The 22,903-nt window shown below is 65.1% G+C and carries 18 protein-coding genes and 1 pseudogene; 15 read left to right on the top strand and 4 right to left on the bottom strand.

All coding sequences use genetic code 11. The features are described 5' to 3' along the window. Window positions 1-21: 21 nt before the first annotated feature. Genes KSS93_RS12230 through KSS93_RS12215 form a run of 4 tightly spaced genes read left to right on the top strand, consistent with a single transcriptional unit; the run spans window position 22 to window position 2,755 of the window. Window positions 22-729 (top strand): ABC transporter permease, encoded by a 708-nt coding sequence (locus KSS93_RS12230; RefSeq protein WP_217842663.1) that lies wholly within the window; start codon window positions 22-24, stop codon window positions 727-729. Beyond that, window positions 726-1,439 carry an ABC transporter permease gene (locus tag KSS93_RS12225; RefSeq protein WP_217888475.1) on the top strand — a complete coding sequence of 238 codons (714 nt, stop codon included), beginning with the start codon at window positions 726-728 and terminating at the stop codon, window positions 1,437-1,439. Before KSS93_RS12230 ends, KSS93_RS12225 begins: the two co-directional genes overlap by 4 nt. Window positions 1,440-1,443: 4 nt before the next feature. Continuing rightward, window positions 1,444-2,256, top strand: a complete 813-nt coding sequence (locus tag KSS93_RS12220) for an ABC transporter ATP-binding protein (RefSeq protein ID WP_225917337.1) — start codon at window positions 1,444-1,446, stop codon at window positions 2,254-2,256. 13 nt (window positions 2,257-2,269) lie between these two features. Further along, a complete protein-coding gene (locus KSS93_RS12215; protein ID WP_217888474.1) occupies window positions 2,270-2,755 on the top strand; it encodes an Lrp/AsnC family transcriptional regulator in 486 nt (161 codons plus the stop codon). A gap of 51 nt (window positions 2,756-2,806) precedes the next feature. On the opposite strand, the gene KSS93_RS12210 is transcribed toward KSS93_RS12215, so the two are convergent. Further along, the gene (locus tag KSS93_RS12210) at window positions 2,807-3,904 is read right to left on the bottom strand and encodes an IS630 family transposase (protein WP_217885335.1); all 1,098 of its coding nucleotides are present in this window, start codon (window positions 3,902-3,904) and stop codon (window positions 2,807-2,809) included. A gap of 106 nt (window positions 3,905-4,010) precedes the next feature. Here KSS93_RS12210 and KSS93_RS12205 point away from each other — a divergent pair, with 106 nt between their 5' ends. Beyond that, a complete protein-coding gene (locus KSS93_RS12205; protein ID WP_217888473.1) occupies window positions 4,011-8,810 on the top strand; it encodes a dermonecrotic toxin domain-containing protein in 4,800 nt (1,599 codons plus the stop codon). A 147-nt stretch (window positions 8,811-8,957) separates the two neighbouring features. Here the strand turns inward: KSS93_RS12205 and KSS93_RS12200 are convergent, their stop codons facing one another. After that, complete coding sequence (locus KSS93_RS12200) at window positions 8,958-10,523, bottom strand: methyl-accepting chemotaxis protein (protein ID WP_217888472.1); 1,566 nt, start codon at window positions 10,521-10,523, stop codon at window positions 8,958-8,960. A 429-nt stretch (window positions 10,524-10,952) separates the two neighbouring features. On the opposite strand from KSS93_RS12200, the gene KSS93_RS12195 reads away from it, so the two are divergent. The 5 genes from KSS93_RS12195 (at window position 10,953) to KSS93_RS12175 (ending at window position 16,345) form a co-directional block, all read left to right on the top strand. Further along, window positions 10,953-11,900: an IS110 family RNA-guided transposase gene (locus tag KSS93_RS12195; protein WP_217884790.1), complete on the top strand. Its 948-nt coding sequence runs from the start codon at window positions 10,953-10,955 to the stop codon at window positions 11,898-11,900. Between the two features lie 273 nt (window positions 11,901-12,173). Continuing rightward, window positions 12,174-13,484, top strand: a complete 1,311-nt coding sequence (locus KSS93_RS12190; protein WP_217888471.1) for a C4-dicarboxylate transporter DctA — start codon at window positions 12,174-12,176, stop codon at window positions 13,482-13,484. A gap of 70 nt (window positions 13,485-13,554) precedes the next feature. After that, window positions 13,555-14,262, top strand: a complete 708-nt coding sequence (locus KSS93_RS12185; protein ID WP_217888470.1) for a FadR/GntR family transcriptional regulator — start codon at window positions 13,555-13,557, stop codon at window positions 14,260-14,262. A 16-nt stretch (window positions 14,263-14,278) separates the two neighbouring features. Next, a complete protein-coding gene (locus KSS93_RS12180; RefSeq protein ID WP_217888469.1) occupies window positions 14,279-14,956 on the top strand; it encodes a GntR family transcriptional regulator in 678 nt (225 codons plus the stop codon). A gap of 363 nt (window positions 14,957-15,319) precedes the next feature. After that, window positions 15,320-16,345, top strand: coding sequence for a hypothetical protein (locus tag KSS93_RS12175; RefSeq protein ID WP_217888468.1), 1,026 nt, complete (start codon window positions 15,320-15,322; stop codon window positions 16,343-16,345). Here KSS93_RS12175 and KSS93_RS12170 read toward each other — a convergent pair. Then, window positions 16,322-16,780 carry a PACE efflux transporter gene (locus tag KSS93_RS12170; RefSeq protein ID WP_217888467.1) on the bottom strand — a complete coding sequence of 153 codons (459 nt, stop codon included), beginning with the start codon at window positions 16,778-16,780 and terminating at the stop codon, window positions 16,322-16,324. The genes KSS93_RS12175 and KSS93_RS12170 overlap by 24 nt on opposite strands. 102 nt (window positions 16,781-16,882) lie before the next feature. Between KSS93_RS12170 and KSS93_RS12165 the strand changes: the two genes are divergently transcribed. From KSS93_RS12165 to KSS93_RS12155, 4 genes and pseudogenes are all read left to right on the top strand, one after another. Continuing rightward, complete coding sequence (locus KSS93_RS12165; RefSeq protein WP_217888466.1) at window positions 16,883-17,764, top strand: LysR family transcriptional regulator; 882 nt, start codon at window positions 16,883-16,885, stop codon at window positions 17,762-17,764. A gap of 142 nt (window positions 17,765-17,906) precedes the next feature. Then, window positions 17,907-18,938: pseudogene (locus KSS93_RS26940) on the top strand (HAMP domain-containing protein); the annotation flags it as partial. 114 nt (window positions 18,939-19,052) lie between these two features. Beyond that, a complete protein-coding gene (locus KSS93_RS26935; RefSeq protein WP_369992154.1) occupies window positions 19,053-19,793 on the top strand; it encodes a methyl-accepting chemotaxis protein in 741 nt (246 codons plus the stop codon). 326 nt (window positions 19,794-20,119) lie between these two features. Then, entirely contained in the window at window positions 20,120-20,905 is a 786-nt protein-coding gene (locus KSS93_RS12155) for a sulfite exporter TauE/SafE family protein (RefSeq protein ID WP_217888464.1), read from the top strand. A gap of 92 nt (window positions 20,906-20,997) precedes the next feature. Here the strand turns inward: KSS93_RS12155 and KSS93_RS12150 are convergent, their stop codons facing one another. Continuing rightward, a complete protein-coding gene (locus KSS93_RS12150; protein WP_217888463.1) occupies window positions 20,998-21,438 on the bottom strand; it encodes a hypothetical protein in 441 nt (146 codons plus the stop codon). A 189-nt stretch (window positions 21,439-21,627) separates the two neighbouring features. Between KSS93_RS12150 and ptaA the strand changes: the two genes are divergently transcribed. Next, window positions 21,628-22,716, top strand: coding sequence for a pyoverdine biosynthesis transaminase PtaA (gene ptaA / locus KSS93_RS12145; protein WP_217888462.1), 1,089 nt, complete (start codon window positions 21,628-21,630; stop codon window positions 22,714-22,716). Window positions 22,717-22,903 lie beyond the last annotated feature (187 nt).

The raw sequence follows: 22,903 nt of genomic DNA, 5'->3' as shown, positions 1-22,903 counted from the left end.
TCCACCGCGAGATCCCCTGCTATGCCTGACTTCCTCACAAGCGGCCTGCAAGGCTTCGGCCCGCTGCTGGCCCAAGGCACCTGGATGACCCTCAAGCTGGCCCTGCTGTCCCTGGCCCTGAGCCTGCTGCTGGGCCTGCTGGGCGCCAGCGCCAAGCTGTCCCGCGCCAAGCTCCTGCGCATCCCCGCCACCCTGTACACCACGCTGATCCGCAGCGTGCCCGACCTGGTGCTGATCCTGCTGATCTTCTACAGCATGCAGATCTGGCTCAACGACCTCACCGAGGCGCTGGGCTGGGACTACGTGGAAATCGACCCGTTCGGCGCCGGGGTGATCACCCTGGGCTTCATCTATGGCGCGTACTTCACCGAAACCTTTCGCGGCGCCATTCTCAGCGTGCCGGCCGGCCAGCTGGAAGCCGCCACCGCCTACGGCCTGAGCCGCGCCCAGCGCTTCTGCCTGGTGCTGTTCCCGCAACTGATGCGCTTTGCCCTGCCGGGGCTGGGCAACAACTGGCTGGTGCTGCTCAAGTCCACCGCGCTGGTGTCGATCATCGGCCTGGCCGACCTGGTCAAGGCTGCGCAAAACGCCGGCAAGACCACCAATGACGTGTTGTTCTTCCTGTGCCTGGCGGGGCTGGTGTACCTGCTGATCACGGTGCTCTCCAACTACCTGTTGAAGGTGCTGGAGCGGCGCTACAACACCGGCATCAAGGAGCTGGCGCGATGATCGAACTTCTCCAGCAATACGGCCTGGCCTACCTGTACACCGATGGCAGCGGGCTGTCGGGCCTGGCCATGACCCTGTGGCTGTTCGTCGCCAGCATGGTGCTGGGCTTTGCCCTGTCGCTGCCCCTGGCGCTGGCGCGGGTTTCGCGCCACGCCTGGCTGCGCCTGCCGGTGCAGCTGTACACCTTCGTGTTCCGCGGCACGCCGCTGTATATCCAGCTGCTGATTTGCTACACCGGGCTGTACAGCCTGCAGGTGGTGCGCGAGCACGCGTTGCTCGACCAGTTTTTCCGTAATGCGCTGAACTGCACCCTGCTGGCCTTCGTGCTCAACACCTGCGCCTACACCGTGGAGATTTTCGCCGGGGCCATCCGCAACCTGCCCGCCGGCGAATTGGAAGCAGCCCAGGCCTACGGCCTGCGCGGCTGGAAGCTCAACCTGTTCCTGGTGTTGCCGGCGGCCCTGCGCCGCTCGCTGCCGGCCTACAGCAACGAGCTGATCCTGATGCTGCACGCCACCTCACTGGCCTTCACCGCCACCGTCGCCGACATCCTCAAGGTGGCCCGCGACGCCAACGCCGCCACCTTCCTCACCTTCCAGGCCTTCGGCGTGGCCGCCCTGCTGTACATGCTGCTGTCCTTCGCCCTGGTCGGCCTGCTGCGCCTGGCCGAACGCCGCTGGATGCGCTTCCTTGACCCTGCCCGAGGCTGACCCCATGACTGCCACCGCACTGCCACTTTCCACCTTCGAACAGGCCCCGGGCGCCCAGGCACACACCAGCGCCCTCAAGCTCAGCGTCGCCGGCCTGCACAAGCACTACGGCGAGCATCAGGTGCTCAAGGGTGTGTCGCTGCAGGCCCGCAAGGGCGACGTGATCAGCCTGATCGGCGCCAGCGGCTCGGGCAAGAGCACCTTTTTGCGCTGCATCAACTTCCTCGAAAAACCCGACGCCGGCAGCATCACCCTCGACGGCCAGACCTTACAGATAACCAAAGGCACCCCACCGCCCGCACAGTTGCAGAATCTGCGCACACGCCTGGCCATGGTGTTCCAGCACTTCAACCTGTGGAGCCACCTGACGGTGCTGGAGAACATCTGCCTGGCGCCGCGCAAGGTGCTGGGCATCAGTGCCGGCGAGGCCGAGGCACGGGCACGCAAGTACCTCGACAAGGTCGGCCTGCCGGCCCGCGCCGCCAGCCAGTACCCGGCGTTTCTTTCCGGCGGCCAGCAGCAGCGGGTGGCCATTGCCCGGGCGCTGGCCATGGAGCCGGAAATCATCCTGTTCGACGAACCCACCTCGGCGCTGGACCCGGAGCTGGTGGGCGAGGTGCTCAAGGTGATACAGACGCTCGCCGAGGAAGGACGTACCATGCTCATGGTCACCCATGAAATGGGCTTTGCCCGCCAGGTGTCGAGCCAGGTGCTGTTTTTGCACCAGGGCCTGGTCGAGGAGCACGGCAGCGCCGAGATTCTCGACCGGCCGCAAAGCGAGCGCCTGCGCCAGTTCCTGTCCAACCGTCTGAAGTGAAGCCACGCCGAATATGGATACCAAGGCCACCGCCAGCGCCCCGCTGGACCGCATCGACGAAGCCATCATCGATGTGCTGCGTCACCAGGGGCGGATCACCTTCGAGAAACTCTCCACCCTCGTGCACCTCACCCCAAGGCCGTGCCTTGAGCGGGTGCGCAAGCTGGAGCGGCGCGGGGTGATCCGCGGCTACGGGGCGATCATCGATGTGCAGCAGGTCAGCCCCGGGCTGTCGCTGCTGGTGCTGGTGGCCTTGTCCAACCAGAGCGGGCGCTCGGCGCAAAAAGCCTTCGAAGCCACCGTGCGGGCCTGCCCGCAGGTGTACGAATGCCAGCTGATCAGCGGCCACTTCGACTACAGCCTGCGCATGCGCTGCCGCGACATGGAACACTACCGGGTGCTGACCGAAACCTGGATGAACAACGACGAGTTGCACATCGACAAGCTGGTGGCGCACCCGGAGCTGGCGGCGGTGAAAAGCACCGCGCCGCAAATCTGAATTGAAACCGGGCGTGGTAGTTATGTACCCCGCCCCCCACCTTCACCCTCCCTAGTGTCCCGTCTCAGATAAAACGTTCTTTTTCATCGCGCCTGCCATCGCGTCTCGGGCACTCTGGATCTTGCGCAAGATGTCTTCACCTTTCGCGTTCCAGACGTACCGGCAGGGCTGAGCGTTGTGCAGCGCCAAGAACGCGGTGATGGAGCTAGCCAGTTCGCGTGTCGAACTAAAGCTGCCATCGCGCAGGTAGACGGTGATGTCCCGGAAAAAGCGTTCAACCATGTTCATCCAGGAGCTTGAGGTCGGGGTGAAGTGCAGATGAAATCGTGGATGGCGTTTGAGCCATTCCTTGACGACCGGATGCTTGTGCGTGGCGTAGTTATCCACGATCAAGTGCAATTGCAGGTTCTTGGGTGTTTCCCGGTTGATCTTTTTCAGGAAAGCCAGCCACTCCTGATGCCGGTGCTGTGTTTCGATGCTGCTGATCAGCCGACCCTGGAGGTAATCCATGGCCGCGAACAGCGTTAGCGTGCCGTGACGAACGTAGTCATGGGTCTGTGTGCGGATGTGGCCAATGCCCAATGGCAAGCCTGGTTGCGTGCGTTGCAAGGCTTGAACCTGGCTCTTTTCATCGCAGCAGAGCACCAGCGCTTTATCCGGTGGCGCCAGATACAGTCCAATGACGTCCCAGAATCTCTCTTCGAAATGCGGGTCATTGGACAGTTTGAAGGTGCGAGTCAGGTGCGGTTTGATGTCGTTCGCGGCCCAAATTCGTTGGACGCTGGCAGGCGAAATACCGGCGACTCGCGCCATGCTGCGGCAGCTCCAACGAGGTTGGCCAATGCGTGGTTGAGTGACCTGCTCAAGCGTTCGTTTCAAAGCTTCGGCAGGTAAGGAAGTTTTGCGTCCTCGCCCAGGCAAATCCACTAAGCCTTGTAGGCGCTGGGCTTGAAAACGCTTGCACCAGCGGGTGATCGAAACAACGGAGAGGCCGGTCAATTCAGCGATTTCGTTACGTGAATGACCTTGAGCAGCCAGCAAGATTACACGCGCTCGGCGACCGTCGCGCTGGCTGATGGTCGCCGAGCGAACCCGCCGGCTCAACTCAACCTGCTCATCGTCACTGAGCACAATGGCTTGAGAGTTCACGGCTCCACTCCTCTTTGTGGCTGACCAACGAAGCGTAGCTCAAGTGGGTTAAGTTATTTCCGAGACAGGACACTAGCCTCGCTGCTTTGCCCACCGGAGAGCAGCCATGCCCCTTTCACCGCACCTGAGCCATATTCACAGCCACCACCCCCACTGGCACAAGCACGCCAGCCCCCACCAGCGCCAGCAGCTCAAGCAACGCATCCTCGCCAGCTACCGCGCCAGCCGCGCCGTGGCCCAGGCCCTTGCCCCTGTGCAGCCAATCGACAGCTACTGCCGCCCGTTGCTGGAGGCAGCCCTGGCCCGCTGGTTCCCTGCCACCGCCCTGCCCAGCCTGGACACTGCGGTGCTTTGGAACTATGCCAACAGCCGCGACATGCCCTGGCTGGAGGCTGCGCTGCAGAACTTCGACACAGGCAACGAGGTGGCGCTGTATGGTTCGGCTGACGACACCAGCCCCCTGCTTCTGGACAGCGGCCGTTTCGTCAGCGGTGTGCGCAACCTCGACTTGGGCCAGCGTTACCGCTACCACCTGGCCGACCACATCGACACCGATGCCTTCCGCACCCTGCTACGCGAGCAGGACCGTGCAGCCTTCGCAGCAGAGTTGAGCCTGGCCCGTCTGCAAGGCCAGCTCGATGCACAGGGTGCAGCCCTGGGCGAAGCCGCGCTGGCCGGTGTGCGCCAGCCGATCATCGCGGGGCAGCCAAGCACGCTGGAATGCAGCTACCTCAGCCTGTTCGGCATCCCCCTGGACGGCCCGCTGCTGCTGCGCGTGCAGCCCGGCAACAGCAGCGAACCCTGCATCCTCTACCTGCCCGGCCACCCCACCCGCACCCTGCGCCAGTACAGCTCGGTCAAGGCGCTGGGCCAGGCCCTGACCGAAGCCCTGTGGCAAGAGAGCGAGCGGCGCATCTTCAGCCGCTACGTCAACCAGGCACAACAGCCCGAATTCGCCACAAAACTGCACGGCCTGCTCCTCCCCAGTTACCCCTATGCCACGCAACTGGCCGCCATGCCGGTCAGGGAGAAAGGCGCGCCCAGCAACTGGCTCAACCAACTGTTCCCCGCACCTACCGACCTTTGGCAGCAAACCCTGGACAAGAACGCCCGCCTGCCGCTGGGCTTGCGCGCCTGGCAAGGCGACTGCTTCGCGGACCGCGCGCGGGTGCAGGTGGAGCGCAAGCTGATCGACGCAGCCTGCGTTGCGGTGCCGGTGGCGCAGCGCGACGCCGCCGCCTTGCTGGCCAACGTGCAGGCCTGGCTGGGGGTGGGCCTGAGCGTGTTGAACGTTGCCGGCCTGTTCGTGCCAGGCCTGGGCGAGCTGATGATGGTGATTGGCGGCGCCCAACTGGTGGACGAGTTTCTCGAAGGGGTGCACGCAGCCAACGAAGGCGATGCCGAAGCGGCCATCGAACAGTTGCTGGACGTGCTGGAAAACCTGGCGCAAGTCGCCGTACTGGGCGCTGCCGCCTCGGTTGGCGAAGCCCAGGGCCCGCTGCACGAATGGCATCGGGTGGCGCGTGACGGTCGCCAACGCTTGTGGCAGGGCGACCTGTCGCCATTCGCCCGCCCCGAGCCCTGGCCCGCAGGTACGCCGGCTGCCGCCGATGGCCTGCATGACTGGCAGCACCAGCGCTGGCTGCATCACGAGGGCAAAGCACTCCCCCTGCAACCTATGGAAAAGGGTCGCTGGCGACTGGCCAACACGCGCGGCCAGCAGTACCAGCCAGCGTTGCTGCAAAACGGCCAAGGCGCCTGGCTGCTACCCCATGAGAGCCCCTTGAGCTGGGATAGCGCACAGCTGTTGCGCCGCGTAGGGCCGGTTACCCAGGGGCTGGCTGACGAAACAATGGAACAGGCCCTGCGCTGCAGCGGCTACGACGCTGCCAGCGTGCGCAAGGCGCTGGCCGACCATCAGCCGCTGCCAGCGCTGCTGGTCGACAGCTTCCAGGCCCTGGGGGCGAAAACACCCGAGGTGGCTGCCCTGCCCGGCAGCGAGCTGCTGGCCCGGGACTTCCCCTCGTTGAGCCCGCGTGCCTGCAACGAGATCATCGCCCGCGCCCGCCCGGCAGACCTGGCCAGGTTGCGCAGCTCAGGCAAGTTGCCGCTGCAACTGGCCGAGACCGCCCGCCTGTACCTGCGTGAGGCCCGCATCAACCGGGCTTTGGGCAGCTTCCAGCAAGCCGGCGCCGACCGCGACGCGCTGGCCATCGGCGCCCTCGCCGAACTGCCTGGCTGGCGCGGCGAGGTTCGAATTGAATTGCACGAGAACGGCCAGTTGCGCCACGCGGCCGGCACCGAGGGCAAGCCGCTGAAGACCGTGATACGCGAAGCGGGCCGTTATCAGCCGCGTGATGAACGTGACCAGGTGCTGGCCAGCGCCGGCGACCTGTTCCAGGCCATCCTGCATGCCCTGCCCGACAGCGAACGGGTGGCGCTGGGGTTGCAGATTCATGATTCGAACGGGCTGCGCGAAGCCCTGTTCGCAGTGCTTGCAGACAACCGCCAAGGTGCCGCCGGCTACCTGGGCATGGCGCCGGTGCGACCAATGTACCGCCTGCCGACGCGCCTGCCCGGCAGCCGCCGTATCGGCTACCGCCTCAGCGGCCGTGGCAGCGGCTGGCTGACCGACGACCAGGTGTTCGACCAGCTGTTCCCCGCCAGCGAGCAAGGCGACCGCGAGCTGCTGCGCGGCATCCTGCGCAACGAAGCCGGGCCAAACCCCGGCGCCTTCACCCGCCTGCTCGAGCGACTGCGACGGGAATACCGGCAACTGGACGAGACCCTGCAGCGCTGGGTGCACGACCCCGACAACCTTCACCAAGGCTCCTTCGAACAACGACGGGTGCGCCGTGGCCTCATGGCCGACCGCATCCGCCAGGCCTGGCGGCGGGAAAACGCCCCGGACACGATTGCCGACATCGACAATGTGATCCTGCGTATCCACTGCCAGTACCTCGACGAACTGCCGATCCTGCCGGTGCAGTTGCCCTACGTGCGAAACCTGGCGGTGCATGGCCTGCAGGAAGTCCCCGCAGGCGACCTGAACCTCTTCCTGCGCGCCTTCCCTCAGGTTCGCCACCTGGACCTGCGTGACAACGCGCTGCGCGCGCTGCCTCCCGTACTGGGTGAATTGCAGCAAGTCGAAATCCTCGACCTGGCCGGTAACGCCCTGAACCTGGAAAACCAGAACCAGCTGGATATCATCAGCCGGCTGGGGCGCCTGCGCCACCTGAGCCTGGACGAGTCTCTGCAGGCCTTGTCACCCGGCACGCTCCTGCAACTCGCGCGGCTGCCGCAACTGGAGGTATTCCAGGCGACCTTGAACGACCTGGAACTGGGTGCCGAGCACTTTCAGGCCCTGCAACGCTGGCCGGCGCTGCGCGAGCTGTACCTGGGCCAGAACCAGGTCGAACTGGACCAAGCCACCCGCACCGCCCTGGCCGGGCTCAATCGCCTGCGCCGCCTGTCGCTGTACGAAAATCCGCTCGACCAGCCACCGGACCTGACCGGCTGGACGCAACTGGAATGGCTGGACCTTGAGTACACCGGCATCGGTGAATGGCCCCCGGGGCTGCAGGGGCTGATGGAGCAGCGCCCGTTGGTGCTGCTCCGGGTGGAGATGAACCGCAATGCCCTCACCGATGCGCCGGACTTGCACGCTAGCGCGTTCGCCGAAGCCGTGCGCGAAGGCAACGAAGACATGGTCTACGCCTTCGACGACAACCCCTTTACCCCCGAAGCGTTGCAACGCCTGAACGATGCCGGGTTGACCACGCCAGCCCAGGACGACGCGCCACCGCAATGGTCGGTCGGCTGGCCGGAGGCCCTGCTGGACCATATCGCCAACACTTACGCCGACCCGCAATGGCGGCCGTTATACGATTTGATGGAGCGCTTGCCCGATACCCGCGATTTTGATCACCACCCGCAGGCGTTTCGCCTGCGCATGCAACGGGTAGTGCAGGCACTGGCCGGCGATGGCCAACCCGCAGACGCCGGCGGCTGGGGCCAGGCCCAGGTGCTGGAACAGATCATCGACCTGCTCAATGACGCCACCACGGGGTGCATCGACCAGGCCAGCTTGCTGTTCCAGCAGGTCGAAACCGACGTGACGGTGTGGCAGACCGTCAGCCATGCCGGCCCAGGCCTTGCCGACGAGCAGGTGGCCGTGGACAGCGCCACCAGCCTGCTGCGCCAACAGGAACTGGACGCCCAGGTGGGCGAGATCTACAACGCCCGGGTCGCCCGGCGCCGGGCACTCAACGAGGCGCATGGGCAAGCCGATCGCGATGCAGCCCCTCCATTACGTGCCGGCGACGACATCAGCGACGACGACCTGACCGACGCCATTTACCCGCTCGACGAAGTGGAGATGGCACTGCATGCCCGTATTCACCTGCGCCAGACCCTGCGCCTGCCCCCGCAACCCGAGGAAATCGCCTTCGACTACCTGGCCCGCCTGAGCGAAGAAACCCTCGCCCGCCTGGCCGAAGACGTGGCGGCAGCGATCACCGACCAGCGCCTGGCTGACTGGGCGCCGGAACAGCGGTTCTGGAGTGCCTGGGTCCGGCGGCTGCGGCCGCAGGCCTTCGAAGCCTTGGCTGAACAATGGGGGGGCGCATCGGAGTACTTCGACAGCCTGGGCGAAGCCGCAACACCGGGTGCCTATGCCGGTACTGCTGTGCCGCTGGGCTATGTCGAGGCGCTGGAGGGTAAATTCGCCAAGGTGCCGTGGCGTATCGGCGGGGTGTTGCAGCGTATCGAGCTGGTTTCAGGGCTGTACCCGAACCAAGGGGAGATCTACCAGCGTGCGGCAGAGCTGTTGCTTGAGAGCCGCAAGGCCGCTGAGGCGGCGCTGCTGCGCCGGCTTACCGAGGAGATGATTCGGGCGCTGCAGTGACGGGGTAGCGTTTTAAGGAGTTTGCGTCAGGGCTGCCAGGTGTTCGCCGAAAGGCTTATGGCGCCTGTGAGATCGAGCGGCGCTCGGTTTCATAGGCGCTGCAAGGGCTGTGGCAAGCACCTGTCAGCCCTGACGCGGTACCAACCACTAACGGTTAAACCGCTCAACCAACGCCCGCAACCCGGCGCAGATCTGCTCCAGCTCCGCCCCCCGCGATGCCGCTGCATTGGCCCGGCTGGCGCTCTGCTGCACGGTACCGGCCACCCCGTTGATCTGCCGCGACACATCCTCGGCCACGCTGGACTGCTGCTGCGACGCTGCCGCCATCTGCTGGCTCATGTCGCTGATGCGCAGCACCGCCTCGCGAATGCCCTGCAATGCCTGCTGCGCTTCACCCACCTGAACCACACCCTGCTCAGCCCCGGCAATCCCCAGACTGGCGATGCTCACCGCCTGTTCGGCACCACTGCGCAAGCTGTCGGTGATGGCCTGGATATGCAGGGTAGACTGGCGGGTCTTGTCGGCCAGCGCGCGAACCTCGTCGGCCACCACCGCAAAGCCGCGGCCATGCTCACCGGCCCGGGCCGCCTCGATGGCGGCGTTCAGCGCCAGCAGGTTGGTCTGCTCGGCGATGGCGCGGATCATCCCGGCGGCCTCGGCGATGGCACCGGTCTGACCGGCCAGGTCGTTGACCGCCTGATTGATCTGCCCGACGGTGCCGGCCAAACCGCGAATCGCCGCGCCGCTGGCGTCGGCCACCTGGCTGCCGCGCTCGGTGAGCTGGTGCGCGGTGTGGGCTTCTTGCGCGGTGAGCTGCACGTGGCCGGCCACCTCACCGATGGAGGCGGCCATTTCGGTCATGGCGGTGGCGGTCAGGTCGGTTTCGGCGCGCTGCTCCAGCAGCGCCGCCTCGGTGCCGCGCGACAGGCGCCCGGCGTCCAGAGCGGCATCGGCCATTTGTGCAGCCAGGTCGCTCAGGCGGGTCAGCGCGGTTTTAAGACGCGCCTCTTCGCTGATCAAAATCAGCTCCAGCTGCCCGGCAGCACCGGCCTGGTCGCTGTAAGTGAGCGCCGCTACCGGGTCGCTGAAGGTGTTGCCGGCGCAAGCGGCAATCCGGCGCTGGTGGCGGGCCATGCGGCTTTGCGCCCACCAGCCGGTGGCGGCGAACAGCGCCAGGGTCAGGCCCTGGGCCGGCAGGCCCGGCCACAGCCGCTCGGCGCCCACCGCCAGGGCGCCGGCACCCAGCGGCACCACCAGGGCGCGTGCTGCCAGCGCCAGGCGCCGGGCCGGCGACAGTGCGGCTTGGCCTGCGCGCAGGCGCGCGTACACCGCCTCGGCGCGGGCCACCTGCTCACGGGTCGGGCGCACCCGCACCGACTCGTAGCCCACCAGCCGGCCGTTCTCCAGAATCGGCGTCACATAGGCGCTGACCCAGTAGAAATTGCCGTTCTTGCAGCGGTTCTTGACAATGCCCATCCAGCTCTGGCCAGCCTTGAGGTACTGCCACATCAGCTCGAACACCGCCTCGGGCATGTCCGGGTGGCGCACCAGGTTGTGCGGGCTGCCGACCAGCTCGGCCTGGCTGTAGCCGCTGACGGCGGCGAACTCGGCGTTGCAGTAGGTGATCAGGCTGGTGGTGTCGGTGGCGGAGATGAGCCGCTGGTGCTCGGGGAAGCTTTGCTCGACCGGGTTGACCGGCAGGTTGGTGCGCACGATGGGACTCCATTCTCACGCGGGCGTGGAGCCAGCCGAGAGGCGGTTGGCTTCGGATACTTGTTTGAATGACCAATCAGTCATGGGCGGCGAATTCTACGGGGTCCATAGGGCTTTGCAAGCAGACCATTTTCCCTCGCGCTGCCCGTTGTCGCAGCTGAACTGGCGGCGACAGGTCTGGCACCGGCTTAGAGGCTACCGGCCTCATCGCCGGCAAGCCGGCTTGTATGGTAGGACTTGAAGGGAGGAGGAGGGACAAAGTCGGCTTCTGACTGTTAGCAGCAGTACAGACCGTAGGAGATTTCACCCCTCCTCCTTTCACCCAAGCGCCGATAAAGAATGCTTCTGGCTCGCAACCGACGATAGAAACAAGCCTGCGCCTCTGGGTGGCCCTTCAAGTCCTGAAACCTTATACGGGGAGGAAGCCCAATGGCAATGCCAGTTACTGTCTCACTACCGATCATTGGCGTGGATGTCGCCAAGGATGAGCTGGTGATCTATCACGCTGATTCCGATCAGTTGGAGACCATTCCCAACAACAAAACAGCCATCAAGAAATGGCTCAAAGCGTTGCCGGGAAAAGTAGCTGTCGCCATCGAAGCCACGAATATCTATCACTTGGTGTTTGCAGACCTCGCCTACGAGTTTGACTGCATCATCTACATGGTGGGTGGCTACGAACTTAGCCACTACCGCAAGGGCGTCAACATCCGAGCCAAGACCGACGCGCTAGATGCCAAGCTGCTCGCTCGATACCTCAAGAACGAGGGCCAGGAACTACGTCCCTGGAGTCCTCCCAGCGGTCTCTACCGCCGTCTTATCAGCCTTTTTCGCCGCCGTGCTGCTGTGGTTCAAGCCCGAGTGAGCTTGAAGCAAAGCTGGGCTAACGAGCCGCTGCTCAAGTCAGCAATAACCAAGCATCTGAAGGCCATGGCGCGATTGGAAGCACTTGTCGAAAAGACCATTTGTGACCAGTTGCAAGCAGCCGGGCTAAAAGATCAACTGAAGCGATGCATGCAGGTCGAGGGTATCGGACTGTTGACTGGCGCTCGCCTGATTACTGCTTTTCAACGAGGAGACTTCCGAAACTCGGATGCCTTCATTGCGTTTCTGGGTTTGGATCTTCGGGTATCGAAATCAGGCCAGAAAGATAACCGCCGCAGTTTGTCCAAACGAGGGGATCCTGAAGCACGACGTTTGCTGCACAACGCCGCGATGTCTGCTCGCCGTACCGCGATCTGGCGGGATGTCTACGAGGGTTACATAGCTAAGGGGCTACGCACTACCCAGGTGCTGGTCATACTCGCTCGCAAGCTTGCCCGCGTAGTATTCGCCCTGCTGAAGGGGCAGGACGAATATCAACCCAAAGTCAGCTAATGGGCTTCCCTGAGACCATAGAATCTCCTACAGGCCTGCATACCCCCTGTAGGAGCGGGCTTGCCCGCGATCACCCGCGCAGCGGGTGCCAGCCTCTAGATATCCGCACGACAACTGGTCAGACCGGTAAGGCCGAAAAATCTTGCAATACCAGCAAAATGGGAGTTTTATGGCCCTCGCAGTGAACAAACCGGTAAGACCACAATAATTAAGTCCTGCACTCTTTCGCTCCGTGTGGCTGGGGGGCAAGGACACCGATCAGAGATCCCTCCCATGCTCAAATGGTGTTCGCGTTCGATCTTTCTCCAGGTAGTGCTCGGCCTCGCCCTAGGCGTCATCTGCGGCCTGAGCTTCCCCGACCTGTCCCTGCAACTCAAACCCCTTGGCGACGGCTTCATCAAGCTGATCAAGATGCTCATCGGCCTGATCGTGTTCTGCGTGGTGGTCAGCGGTATTTCTGGCGCGGGCGACCTGAAAAAGGTCGGGCGCATCGGCCTCAAGTCAGTGATCTACTTCGAAGTGCTGACCACCCTGGCCCTGGTGATCGGCCTGGTGTTCGCCTTCACCAGCGGCATTGGCAGCGGCGCCAACATCCACCTCGACCAGCTGTCCAGCGCCGATGCCGGCGCCCTGGCCGACCGTGGTGCGCATATCCACAGCACCACCACCTTCCTCATGGATTTGATCCCCACCTCGGTGGTGGGCGCCTTCGCCGACAACAACATCCTGCAAGTGCTGCTGTTCTCGGTACTGTTCGGCAGCGCGCTGAACCTGGTGGGCGAGTCGGCCTCGGGCATCTCCCGGCTGATCAACGAGCTGAGCCACGTGATCTTCCGCATCATGGGCATGATCGTGCGCCTGGCACCGATCGGCGTATTCGGCGCCATCGCCTTCACCACCAGCAAGTACGGCCTGAGCTCGCTGCAGCACCTGGGCGGCCTGGTGGCGCTGTTCTACCTGACCTGCGCAGGCTTCGTGCTGATCGTGCTGGGTACGGTGATGCGCATTTCCGGCCTGAAGCTGCTGCCGCTGATCAAGTACCTGCGTGAAGAACTGAGCATCGTGCTCGGCACCGCCTCCTCCGACGCCGTGCTGCCGCAGGTGATGCGCAAGCTCGAGCACCTGGGCATCGGCAGCTCCACCGTGGGCCTGGTGATCCCCACCGGCTACTCGTTCAACCTCGACGGTTTCTCCATTTACCTGACCCTGGCCATCGTGTTCATCGCCAACGCCACCGGCACGCCGCTGGCCATGACCGACCTGCTGACCATTCTTCTGGTGTCGCTGGTGACTTCCAAGGGTGCCCACGGCATCCCAGGCTCGGCCCTGGTGATCCTCGCCGCCACCCTGACCGCGGTACCGGCGATCCCGGTGGTGGGCCTGGTGCTGGTACTGGCGGTGGACTGGTTCATGGGCATCGGCCGCGCGCTGACCAACCTGATCGGCAACTGCGTCGCCACCGTGGCCATCGCCCGTTGGGAGAAGGATATCGACCTGGAGCGCGCCAACAACGTGCTGGCCAACAAACCCGGCTACGCCCCGGCACCGCGCAAGCAGGGCAGCGCCCATCAACAGGAATTCTAAGCCCCCGGCGGGCGGCGCCAGCCGCCGCCCCGCCAGACGCGAGCCTAACGCGTCAACCAAGGAGCGAACCGTGATCAGCTCATCGACCGTAGTCAACTCAGTGGTGGAGAAGCTCCGCCAGGCCCTGGCCCGCGGCCAGTGGCGCAGCGGCGACATGCTGCCTGGCCAGCGCGAGCTGGCCGAGCAAATGGGCATCAGCCGCCCCAGCCTGCGCGAAGCGGTGATCGTGCTGGAAACCCTGGGCCTGGTGCGTTCGCTGCCAGGCAAGGGCGTGCTGGTGCTGGACGCCGACGCCGACGCCGCCCCGGCGCAAAGCCCGGAAACCGTGGCCCAGGCAAGCCTTGCCGACGTGCTGGAGCTGCGCTACACCCTCGAACCCTTCATCGCCGGGTTAGTGGCGCAATCGGCCGGCAGCCAGGACATCGGTCAGCTGCGCCTGACCCTGATGGACATGCGCGAAGCGTTGGAATCAAACGACAGCGAGGCCGGTTTCAATGCCTACATCGCCTTCCACGAAGCGCTGTTCGCCCTGACCACCAACCCGATCTTCCAGAGCGTGGTGCAGCAAACCGGCAACGCCCTCAAAGAAAGCGCCGACATGCTGCGCAACTCCCCCGAACACCTGGCTGCGCGCCTGAGCGAAAACGAAGCGGTGGTGCGTGCCATCCGCGAACGCAACAGCGCCCACGCCAGCCTGCAGATGCGCCGCCACATCCTCGCCGAAGGCGAGCGCATGGGCATTGCCCTGAACATCCCCGACGACCACCCCGGCCCCTGACCCAAGGAGAGCGACCATGACCGCCTGCGCCCAAGCCGCCCCCCACCTGCCTGCCCTGCTGGGCGCCGGCGAAACCCGCCTGTCGGCCGAGCAGATCTACCCCCGCTTGTTCGACGCCATCCTCGAGCAACGCCTGCCACCGGGCAGCGCCCTGCCCGAGCAGGCCCTGGGCAATGCCTTCGGTGTCAGCCGCACGGTGATCCGCCGGGTGCTCGGGCGCCTGTCCGACCAGCAGGTAGTGGTGCAGCGCCCCAGCCACACCGCACACCTGGCCGCCCCCGACCCGCAGCAGGCGCGCCAGGTGCTCAGCGCCCGGCGCCTGGCGGAAACCACGCTGATCGGCCTGGCCACCCAGCGCGCCCGCCCGGCGCAAATTCGCCAGTTGCGCCAGCTGGTGGAGCGCGAACGCCAGCACCACGAGCAGGGCGAGCGCTGCACGGCAATCCGCCTGGGCGGCGAGTTTCACATGAAGCTGGCGCAGATGGCCGCCAACGCGCCGCTGGCACGGTTTCTCAACGGGCTGGTGCCGATGACCTCGCTGATCATCGCCCGCTACGAATCGCCCTGCTGCGAGCACTGCGCCTGGCAGGAGCACGCAGCAATCATCGATGCCGTGGAAAGCGGCGACGGCGAAGCGGCGCTGGCGTTGATGCACGAGCACCTGGACCGGCTCGAAGCCAAGCTGGACCTGTAGGAGATCACCCTGCCCTTTCGGGCTGCGCTATCGCAGATGCACCAAGGCCCCTGTGGGAAGCGGCCTTGTGTCGCGACGGGGCGCGAAGCGGCCCCAAGGTCTCGGCCTCATGCAAGATTGCCGGGGCTGCTGCGCAGCCCATCTCGACCGGACGGCGCCCCGGCAAGGCCGCTTCCCACAGAGGCCGTGTTAAATCAATGAGCTGTAGTTTGTTCCATTAGAGCGGGTTTACCGGGGTGCCGGACCACCGCAAAGCATGCAACGCGGTGCCTGGCACCGGCAAGCCGGTGATCGCCGGCAAGCCGGCTCCCACAGGGGCGCCGGCCTATACTTGGTTGACCATCAGGCTTTGAGGCGCCCGGCGTGAAATCAACCGCTCTGGTTTTGCCCCTGTGCCTGCTGCTGGCCGTGGCCGGCTGCGCCGCCAGGCGCCCTGCCCCACCGCCACCGCAACCCTTGCCCCCGGCGGTGTGGCAACGCATCGACCAGGACCTGCTCAACGCCTCGGTCGCGGCCACAGCTTCTGCCAACGACTACGCCCGCCGCTCGATGCGGGTGTGGCGCGAGCAGGTGCAACAGCGTACCGAAAACGACTTCATCCCCTGGTTCACCGGCTACTGGACCCAGCAATGGCTCACGTTAAAGGTGGCCTGGTACAAGATGAACGGCGGCAATGGCGCCGAGCCGCCAGAAAAGCGCCTGGCCCTGTACCTGCAGGAGCAATACCACCAGCGGGTGATCGAGCCGGTGGCCGAGCAGATCGACCCCGAAGGCATCCGCGACCGCGCCAGCGAGTTGTACCTGCAACTGCTCGGCCAGCAATTGCCAGCCATCATCCAGCGCTACAACGCCCCGCCCGAGCAGTTCAGCCAGCGCCTCAACCGCATCCCGGTCATCGCGCTGGGCCCGCCGGATGCGCGCAACGCCACGCTGTACCAACTGCTGCGCGCCAAGTCGCTGGCCCAGCAGCCGGCCTGGCAGTCGCTACGCGAGTACCTGCACCAACAGGCCTCCAGGGCACCGGGCAAAACCGACGTCGGCCTGTCATCGGTGGCCACCCAGGCCAGCGAAAAACTCGGCGCCACCCTGGCCCCGCGCGGCGCTGCCAGCGCCATCGCAGCGGCGGTGGGCAAGGCGGCCGGGACCATGATCTCGGTGGCGGTGGCCGGCTACGGCATGATCAGCCACGACCGCGAGCAGCCGCAGATGGTCGAGCAGTTGCGGGTGATTCTGGGGGTGGCGCTGAACGAGGAATGGCAGGATCTGATGGAAAACCGCCAGAGCGGGGCCATGGCCGGGGTGTATTACCTGTCGGGGCAGGTGGAGGACAGTTTGCTGGGTAGTCGCGGACCTGTGCAGGAGCCGCTATTGATCCGCCTGCCGCCGTGACCCTACGCTGGCCACTGCCATGGCCGATGCCGGCAAACCGAAGATGCGGTCGAACGCCCAGTTGTAGGCAAAGGTGTAGCACGGCACCAGCACGATGAACGCCATATCCACCACCAAGGCTTCCAGCAGTGTCATGTCCAGCCACCAGGCAATCAGCGGAATCAGGTACACCACCAGGGTCAGCTGAAAGCCCACCGCATGCGCCACCCGCCGCGAAAGGCTGCGGCCGCGCTTGGCCTGGCGGCTCTCCCAGTACTCGAACAGGCTGTTGTAGACCAGGTTCCAGGCCATGGCGATAGTGGTGATCATCACCGCCAGGGGCCCGGTGTGCGAGGCCTGGGTGTCGGACAAGTAGGCCAGCCCCAGGGTCGACATGCACAAGCCGATCAGTTCATAGAAAGTCACGTAGACCAGTTTGCGTTTGAGTCCTTGCACGGGGGCACCTTTACCGCAGGTTCATCGAAGGGCGGCGAGCATGCATCAACAGGCTTGACAGAAAAAGTCAGCAGCTTTCAGATTGACTGAAAGGAGCCTGCCATGAACTTTTCCAGCGACACCATCCTGCTGTTTCTTGCCGTGCTCGACCGTGGCTCGTTTTCTGCCGCCGCCCGCGCCTTGGGCCGGGTGCCCTCGGCGGTGAGCATGGGCATCGGCAACCTTGAGGCCGAACTGGGCTATGCGCTGTTCGAACGCGGCCCCCGGGAAGTACGCCCCACCGCCCAGGCACTGGCCCTGGAGCCCCATGCCCGGCTGATCGGCGAGCAATTGGAGCTGCTGGCGGTACACGCCCTGGAGCTGTCCCGCGGGCTTGAGAGCAGCCTGGCCATCGCCGTGGTGCCGGACATCGACCAGCGCCCGCTGCTGCACGCCATCGCCCGCCTGGGCGAACGCCACCCGTTGCTGGACATCGAGCTGCTGGCCGCCCCGCAGGAAGAAGCCCTGCACCTGCTCGACAGTGGCCGGGTTTGCCTGGCGCTGGCCTTTGCCGGGCTGCAGGTGGATGCGCGGCGCAGCTTCCAGCACATCACCATGGAGTCGCTGGTGGCCACCCTGTCGCCGCAGCACCCGGCCTACCGTGAAGGGCGCATCCGCAACCTCGAGGACCTGGTGAGCCTGCGCCAGGTGTTGGTGTGCAGCCGCGATCTGCCGCTGAGCGACCCGCGCCCGCTGATCGGCACCTCGCACTGGCGCACCGACAGCTACGACCTGGCCGTGCAAATGGTCGAAGCCGGGCTTGGTTGGGGCGACTTGCCGCTGTCGCGGGTGGGCCCGCTGATCGGCGCCGGGCGCCTGGTACGCCTGGCCTTTGGCAACACCCGCAACGAACTGCAACTGCCGGTGCATGCCTTCTGGCTCAAGCAGCAGCCCCTTGGCCAGGCTGCGCGGGCGCTGGTGAAGCTGCTGTCATCGGCGACATAGGGCGCAGGGCATAACCGACAGAGTTTGCGGCATTTAATCTTTCAACAAATTCCATGAACAGCCGATACCGTGATGACAGGCTTCGCCCATCGCGCCACAAGCGCGCGGCGCCCTCCACCTTATTGGCTCAAGGTCTCGAAACATGAACCTGAAATTCCGCCACAAGATCCTGCTCAGCGCCTGCGGCGTCGTCGTCCTGGCCTTCGCGTTGTTCACCCTTTACAACGACTACCTGCAGCGCAACACCATTCGCCAGAACATCGAGTCGTCGGTGCGCCAGGCTGGCGCGCAAACCGCCAGCAGCGTGCAGAACTGGATGAGCGGGCGCATCCTGGTGCTGGAAAACCTCGCCCAGGATATCGCCCAGCAAGGCGCCGGCCCCAACGTGCCGGGTCTGGTCGACCAGCCTTCGTACACCAGCAACTTCCAGTTCACCTACTTCGGCCAGAACACCGGCCTGTTCACCCAGCGCCCCGACGCGAAGATGCCCGACGGCTACGACCCGCGCCAGCGCCCCTGGTACACCCAGGCAGTGACCGCCAACCAGACCCTGCTGACCCCGCCCTACCAGGCCTCGGTGGGCGGCCTGGTGGTGACCATCGCCATCCCGGTCAAGGCGCGCAACAACGGCGAGCTGCTGGGCGTGGTCGGCGGCGACCTGAGCCTGGACACCCTGAGCAAGATCCTCGCTGCGGTGGACTTCGGCGGCATCGGCCACGCCTTCCTGGTGGACGGCAACGGCCAGGTCATCGTCAGCCCCGACAAAGGCCACCTGATGCAGAACCTCAAGGACATCTACCCCGGCGCCAACCTGCGCATCGAGCCGGGCATGCAGGATGTGACCCTGAACGGTGAAGAGCGCATCGTCTCGTTCGCCAAGGTCGACGGCCTGCCCTCGGCGCAGTGGTACATCGGCCTGTCGATCGATAAAGACAAGGCCTACGCCGCCCTCGGCCAGTTCCGCACCTCGGCGATCATTGCCATGCTCGTTGCGGTGGCCGCCATCGCAGGCCTGCTGGGGCTGTTGATCCCGGTACTGATGCGCCCGCTGACCACCATGGGCCGCGCCATGCGCGACATCGCCGAGGGTGAAGGCGACCTGACCCGGCGCCTGACCGTCGAGCAGAAGGACGAGTTCGGCGAACTGGCCACCTCGTTCAACCGCTTCGTCGAGCGCATCCATGCCTCGATCACCGAAGTATCCTCGGCCACCCGCCTGGTGCACGACCTGTCGGAGAAGGTGGTAGGCGCCTCCAACGCCTCGCTCAGCGGCTCCGAGGAGCAGAGCATGCGTACCAACAGCGTGGCCGCGGCGATCAACGAACTGGGCGCTGCCACCCAGGAGATCGCCCGCAACGCCGCCGATGCCTCGCAGCACGCCAGCGGCGCCAGCGAGCAGGCCCACGATGGCCGCGAGGTGGTGGACCAGGCGATCAACGCCATGACCGCGTTGTCGCAGCGCATCAGCGAGTCGTGCGAGCAGATCGAGACGCTCAACGCCAGCACCGACGAGATCGGCAAGATCCTTGACGTGATCAAGGGCATCTCCCAGCAGACCAACCTGCTGGCGCTGAACGCCGCCATCGAAGCCGCCCGCGCCGGTGAAGCCGGGCGTGGCTTTGCCGTGGTGGCCGACGAGGTGCGCAACCTGGCCCACCGTACCCAGGAGTCGGCCGAAGAGATCCACCGCATGATCACCAGCCTGCAGGTGGGCTCGCGCGAGGCGGTGCACACCATGAACACCAGCCAGGTGTCCAGCGAGCAGACCGTGCAGGTGGCCAACCAGGCCGGCGAGCGCCTGGCCAGCGTCACCCAGCGCATTGGCGAGATCGACGGCATGAACCAGTCGGTGGCCACCGCCACCGAAGAGCAGACTGCCGTGGTCGAGAGCCTGAACCTGGACATCACCCAGATCAACGCGCTGAACCAGCAAGGGGTTGAGAACCTCAACGAAACCCTGCGCCACTGCGATGCGCTGAGCCAGCAGGCCGGGCGCTTGAAGCAGCTGGTGGGCAGCTTCCGCATCTGATCGACGCGGATCGCTTTTTGAGAGTCCGCTCCTACAGGTACGCCGCCTGACTCAGGCTCTGCACAATCCTGTGGGAGCGGGCTTGCCCGCGAACACCGGCGCAGCCGGTGCCAATCACCGCGTCGTCTGATTCGCGGGCAAGCCCGCTCCCACAGGGATCGCGCCAGCTTTTGGAAATTGAGCCAAACAGTTGCTCCTGCACAAAGCGCGAAAAGCACTACATGCACCAGGGTTATAACCTAATAACGAACAAGTCTATTTGGCTATAAAAAAATCTATATGCTGGCTGCATCCGATCACGGGCAAGCTGGGCAGTCGAGTAGCGTATGGATGTAGGTTCTTTCGGTTTCACCATTGCAGGGCTGGTTGTGGGTTTCATCGTCGGCATGACCGGCGTCGGCGGCGGTTCGCTGATGACCCCTATCCTGTTGTGGTTCGGCATCAACCCCGCCACTGCCGTGGGCACCGACCTGCTCTACGCCGCCATCACCAAGGCCAGTGGCGTCTGGGTGCACGGGCGCAACAAGAACATCGACTGGAAGATCACCGGCTGGCTGAGCCTGGGCAGCGTGCCTGCCGCGGCGCTCACCCTGTGGTTCCTCAGCACCCTGCACACCGACACCTCGGCGCTGAACGCAATCATCAAGCAAGGCCTGGCCGTGGTGCTGATCCTCACCGCCCTGGCCATCCTGTTCAAATCGCGTCTGCAGGCCTTCGCCAGCAAGCACGCAGGTGACCACTACCACCTCAGCGACCGCACCCTGAACACCCTGACCGTGCTGACCGGCGTGGTACTGGGGGTGATGGTTACCCTGACGTCGATCGGCGCCGGCGCCCTGGGCACCGTGGCGCTGTTCCTGCTGTACCCGTTCCTGGTCACCCGCCGCCTGGTCGGCACCGAGATCGCCCACGCCGTGCCGCTGACCCTGGTGGCCGGGCTTGGCCACGCCGGCATGGGCAACATGGACTGGTCGCTGCTGGGCTACCTGCTGCTGGGCTCGCTGCCGGGCATCTACCTGGGCAGCCACCTCACCGGGCGTATCTCCGACCGCGTGCTGCGCCCTTGCCTGGCAGCGATGCTGCTGCTGATCGGCTACAAGCTGGCGTTCTGACCTGCAACGGCCCTATCGCCGGCAAGCCGGCTCCTACAGCAGCGTGCAAGACCCTGTAGGAGCCGGCTTGCCGGCGATGGGGCCGTCAGCCTTCACTTGGCCGCTTGTTCCAGGTATTCAGTCAGAAAATGCTGGGCATTGCCCTGCTCGGACAGGCCGGCGTCATAGCGCAACGAGATTTCCTGCTTCTCGCCCGGCAGGTACAGGTTGCCCCAGTCACCCCGCACGATCAGCGCCACGTACTTCTTGCCGTCCACTTCGGTGGCATAGCGGGTGTCGCGGTCGGTCTTTTCCACATCCATCTTCTGGATGCGCATGTTCCAGTCGTGGTCGAGGCCATCGACCTGTACCAGCGCCTGGCTGGCGCTGCGCTCACCCACCCGCAGGGTCCACACCTTCACGCCTTGTTCGCCGCTGAAAGCCACCACCTTGTCCGCCACCGGCGGGCGCGGGGGCTCGGCGGCCAGCAGTGGGGTGCTGATGAGAAGACCCAGGGCCAGGGCCTGCCAGTTCCGTCTTGTTGCGAGCATCATGCTGCCTTCCTGTATTGCCTGTGAAAGAAGCCCCGCTCCGGGGCTGCGCCATGATTGCAGATACACCGTGCAGTTCAAGCATCACGTGCCAGCAACCGGGCCTGGGCCACAGAAAGCGTTTTGCCACCCTTAATCAACCGCGGCCGGTCTCGTCCCCTTGTTAACCAACAACAACAGGGAAGTTCAAGCATGACCGATATCTCACGTCGTTCGCTGGTTGGCCTGGGCCTGACCTTGCCACTGCTCGGCCAATTGAGCTGGGCCGGGCAGACCCCGCCGGCCGCCACCCACGGCGGCCCGGTGCAGATCAATTTCAATGAAAGCCCCTGGGGCCCCTGCCCTGCGGCGCGCAAAGCGATGCAGGACGGCATCGCGCAAAGCGGCCGCTACCCCTACAAGGCGCAGTACCGGCTGATCGAACTGTTCGCCGAGCAACACGGCTTGCAGGCTGAACAGGTGCAGGTGTTCTGCGGCTCCAAGCTGGCCCTGCAGCACGCGGTAATGGCCTTTACCGGCCCACGCAGCCTGGTGCTGGCCGAGCCGTCCTACGAGGCGCCGGGCGAAGCGGCCCAGGGCCATGGCACCCCGGTGCACGCCATCGCCCTGGATGCGCAGCACGCCCATGATGTGGACGCCATGCTGGCCGCCGACGCCAACCCGGGGATGATCTATCTGTGCAACCCCAACAACCCCACCGGCACCCTTACTCCGCGCCGCGACATCGAGCGCCTGCTGGCGCGCAAGCCGGCCGGCAGCGTGGTGGTAGTGGATGAGGCCTACATCCATTTCAGCGATGCCCCCAGTTGCGTCGAACTGGTCAAGGAACATCCCGAACTGCTGGTGCTGCAGACCTTCTCCAAGCTGTATGGCATGGCCGGCGCGCGCCTGGGCCTGGCCATCGGCCAGGCGCCGCTGTTGCAAAAGCTCGAGGTCTACGACGGCGACAACGTGGCCCCCGCCTCGACCCTGCTGGCGGGCCTGGCCAGCCTGCAGGACCCGCAGGTGGCGCCGCAGCGCAAGCGCGACAACGCCCGCCTGCGCGACCACACCATCGCCTGGCTGGGCGAGCGCGGCTGGCGCTGCACCGCCTCGCAAACCAACTGTTTCATGATCGACCTGCGCGGCCCGGCACAGCCGCTGGTGGAGCGCCTGGCCCAGGAGCAGGTGCTGGTGGGCCGGGTATGGCCAAGCTGGCCCAACTGGATGCGTGTGAGCGTGGGGGATGAGGCAGACATGCGCAGGTTCCGCGAGGCGTTTGCCAAGGTGACGGCGGGGTGAGACCAGCCAATCGAGTGGGAGCAGCGGGCTTGCTCAATGCCTGAAAGCTGGCGCATCCCCTGTGGGAGCCGGCTTGCCGGCGATGAGGCCGGTTCAGGCAGCACAAAACAGTTGCTCCCAGAGAGGTAGTTTTTAAGCTGGCTGGGGGTTGCGTAGAAGCTGACAGGCGCTGCAAGGCGCTCGCCAA

The organism is Pseudomonas xanthosomatis, from assembly GCF_019139835.1.
Classification (GTDB): Bacteria; Pseudomonadota; Gammaproteobacteria; order Pseudomonadales; family Pseudomonadaceae; genus Aquipseudomonas; species Aquipseudomonas fakonensis.
The sequence above is the reverse complement of the archived record's forward strand: the minus strand, read 5'-3'. Positions and strand labels throughout refer to the sequence as shown.

Bases quoted from the DNA above. Each gene is read 5' to 3' on its own strand.
- KSS93_RS12165 (WP_217888466.1), top strand. From the start codon at position 16,883: ATGAACTTTTCCAGCGACACCATCCTGCTGTTTCTTGCCGTGCTCGAC.
- KSS93_RS12180 (WP_217888469.1), top strand. From the start codon at position 14,279: ATGACCGCCTGCGCCCAAGCCGCCCCCCACCTGCCTGCCCTGCTGGGC.
- KSS93_RS12155 (WP_217888464.1), top strand. From the start codon at position 20,120: ATGGATGTAGGTTCTTTCGGTTTCACCATTGCAGGGCTGGTTGTGGGT.
- KSS93_RS12220 (WP_225917337.1), top strand. From the start codon at position 1,444: ATGACTGCCACCGCACTGCCACTTTCCACCTTCGAACAGGCCCCGGGC.
- KSS93_RS26935 (WP_369992154.1), top strand. From the start codon at position 19,053: ATGCGTACCAACAGCGTGGCCGCGGCGATCAACGAACTGGGCGCTGCC.
- KSS93_RS12195 (WP_217884790.1), top strand. From the start codon at position 10,953: ATGGCAATGCCAGTTACTGTCTCACTACCGATCATTGGCGTGGATGTC.
- ptaA (WP_217888462.1), top strand. From the start codon at position 21,628: ATGACCGATATCTCACGTCGTTCGCTGGTTGGCCTGGGCCTGACCTTG.
- KSS93_RS12225 (WP_217888475.1), top strand. From the start codon at position 726: ATGATCGAACTTCTCCAGCAATACGGCCTGGCCTACCTGTACACCGAT.
- KSS93_RS12150 (WP_217888463.1), bottom strand. From the start codon at position 21,438: ATGATGCTCGCAACAAGACGGAACTGGCAGGCCCTGGCCCTGGGTCTT.
- KSS93_RS12230 (WP_217842663.1), top strand. From the start codon at position 22: ATGCCTGACTTCCTCACAAGCGGCCTGCAAGGCTTCGGCCCGCTGCTG.
- KSS93_RS12190 (WP_217888471.1), top strand. From the start codon at position 12,174: ATGCTCAAATGGTGTTCGCGTTCGATCTTTCTCCAGGTAGTGCTCGGC.
- KSS93_RS12205 (WP_217888473.1), top strand. From the start codon at position 4,011: ATGCCCCTTTCACCGCACCTGAGCCATATTCACAGCCACCACCCCCAC.
- KSS93_RS12215 (WP_217888474.1), top strand. From the start codon at position 2,270: ATGGATACCAAGGCCACCGCCAGCGCCCCGCTGGACCGCATCGACGAA.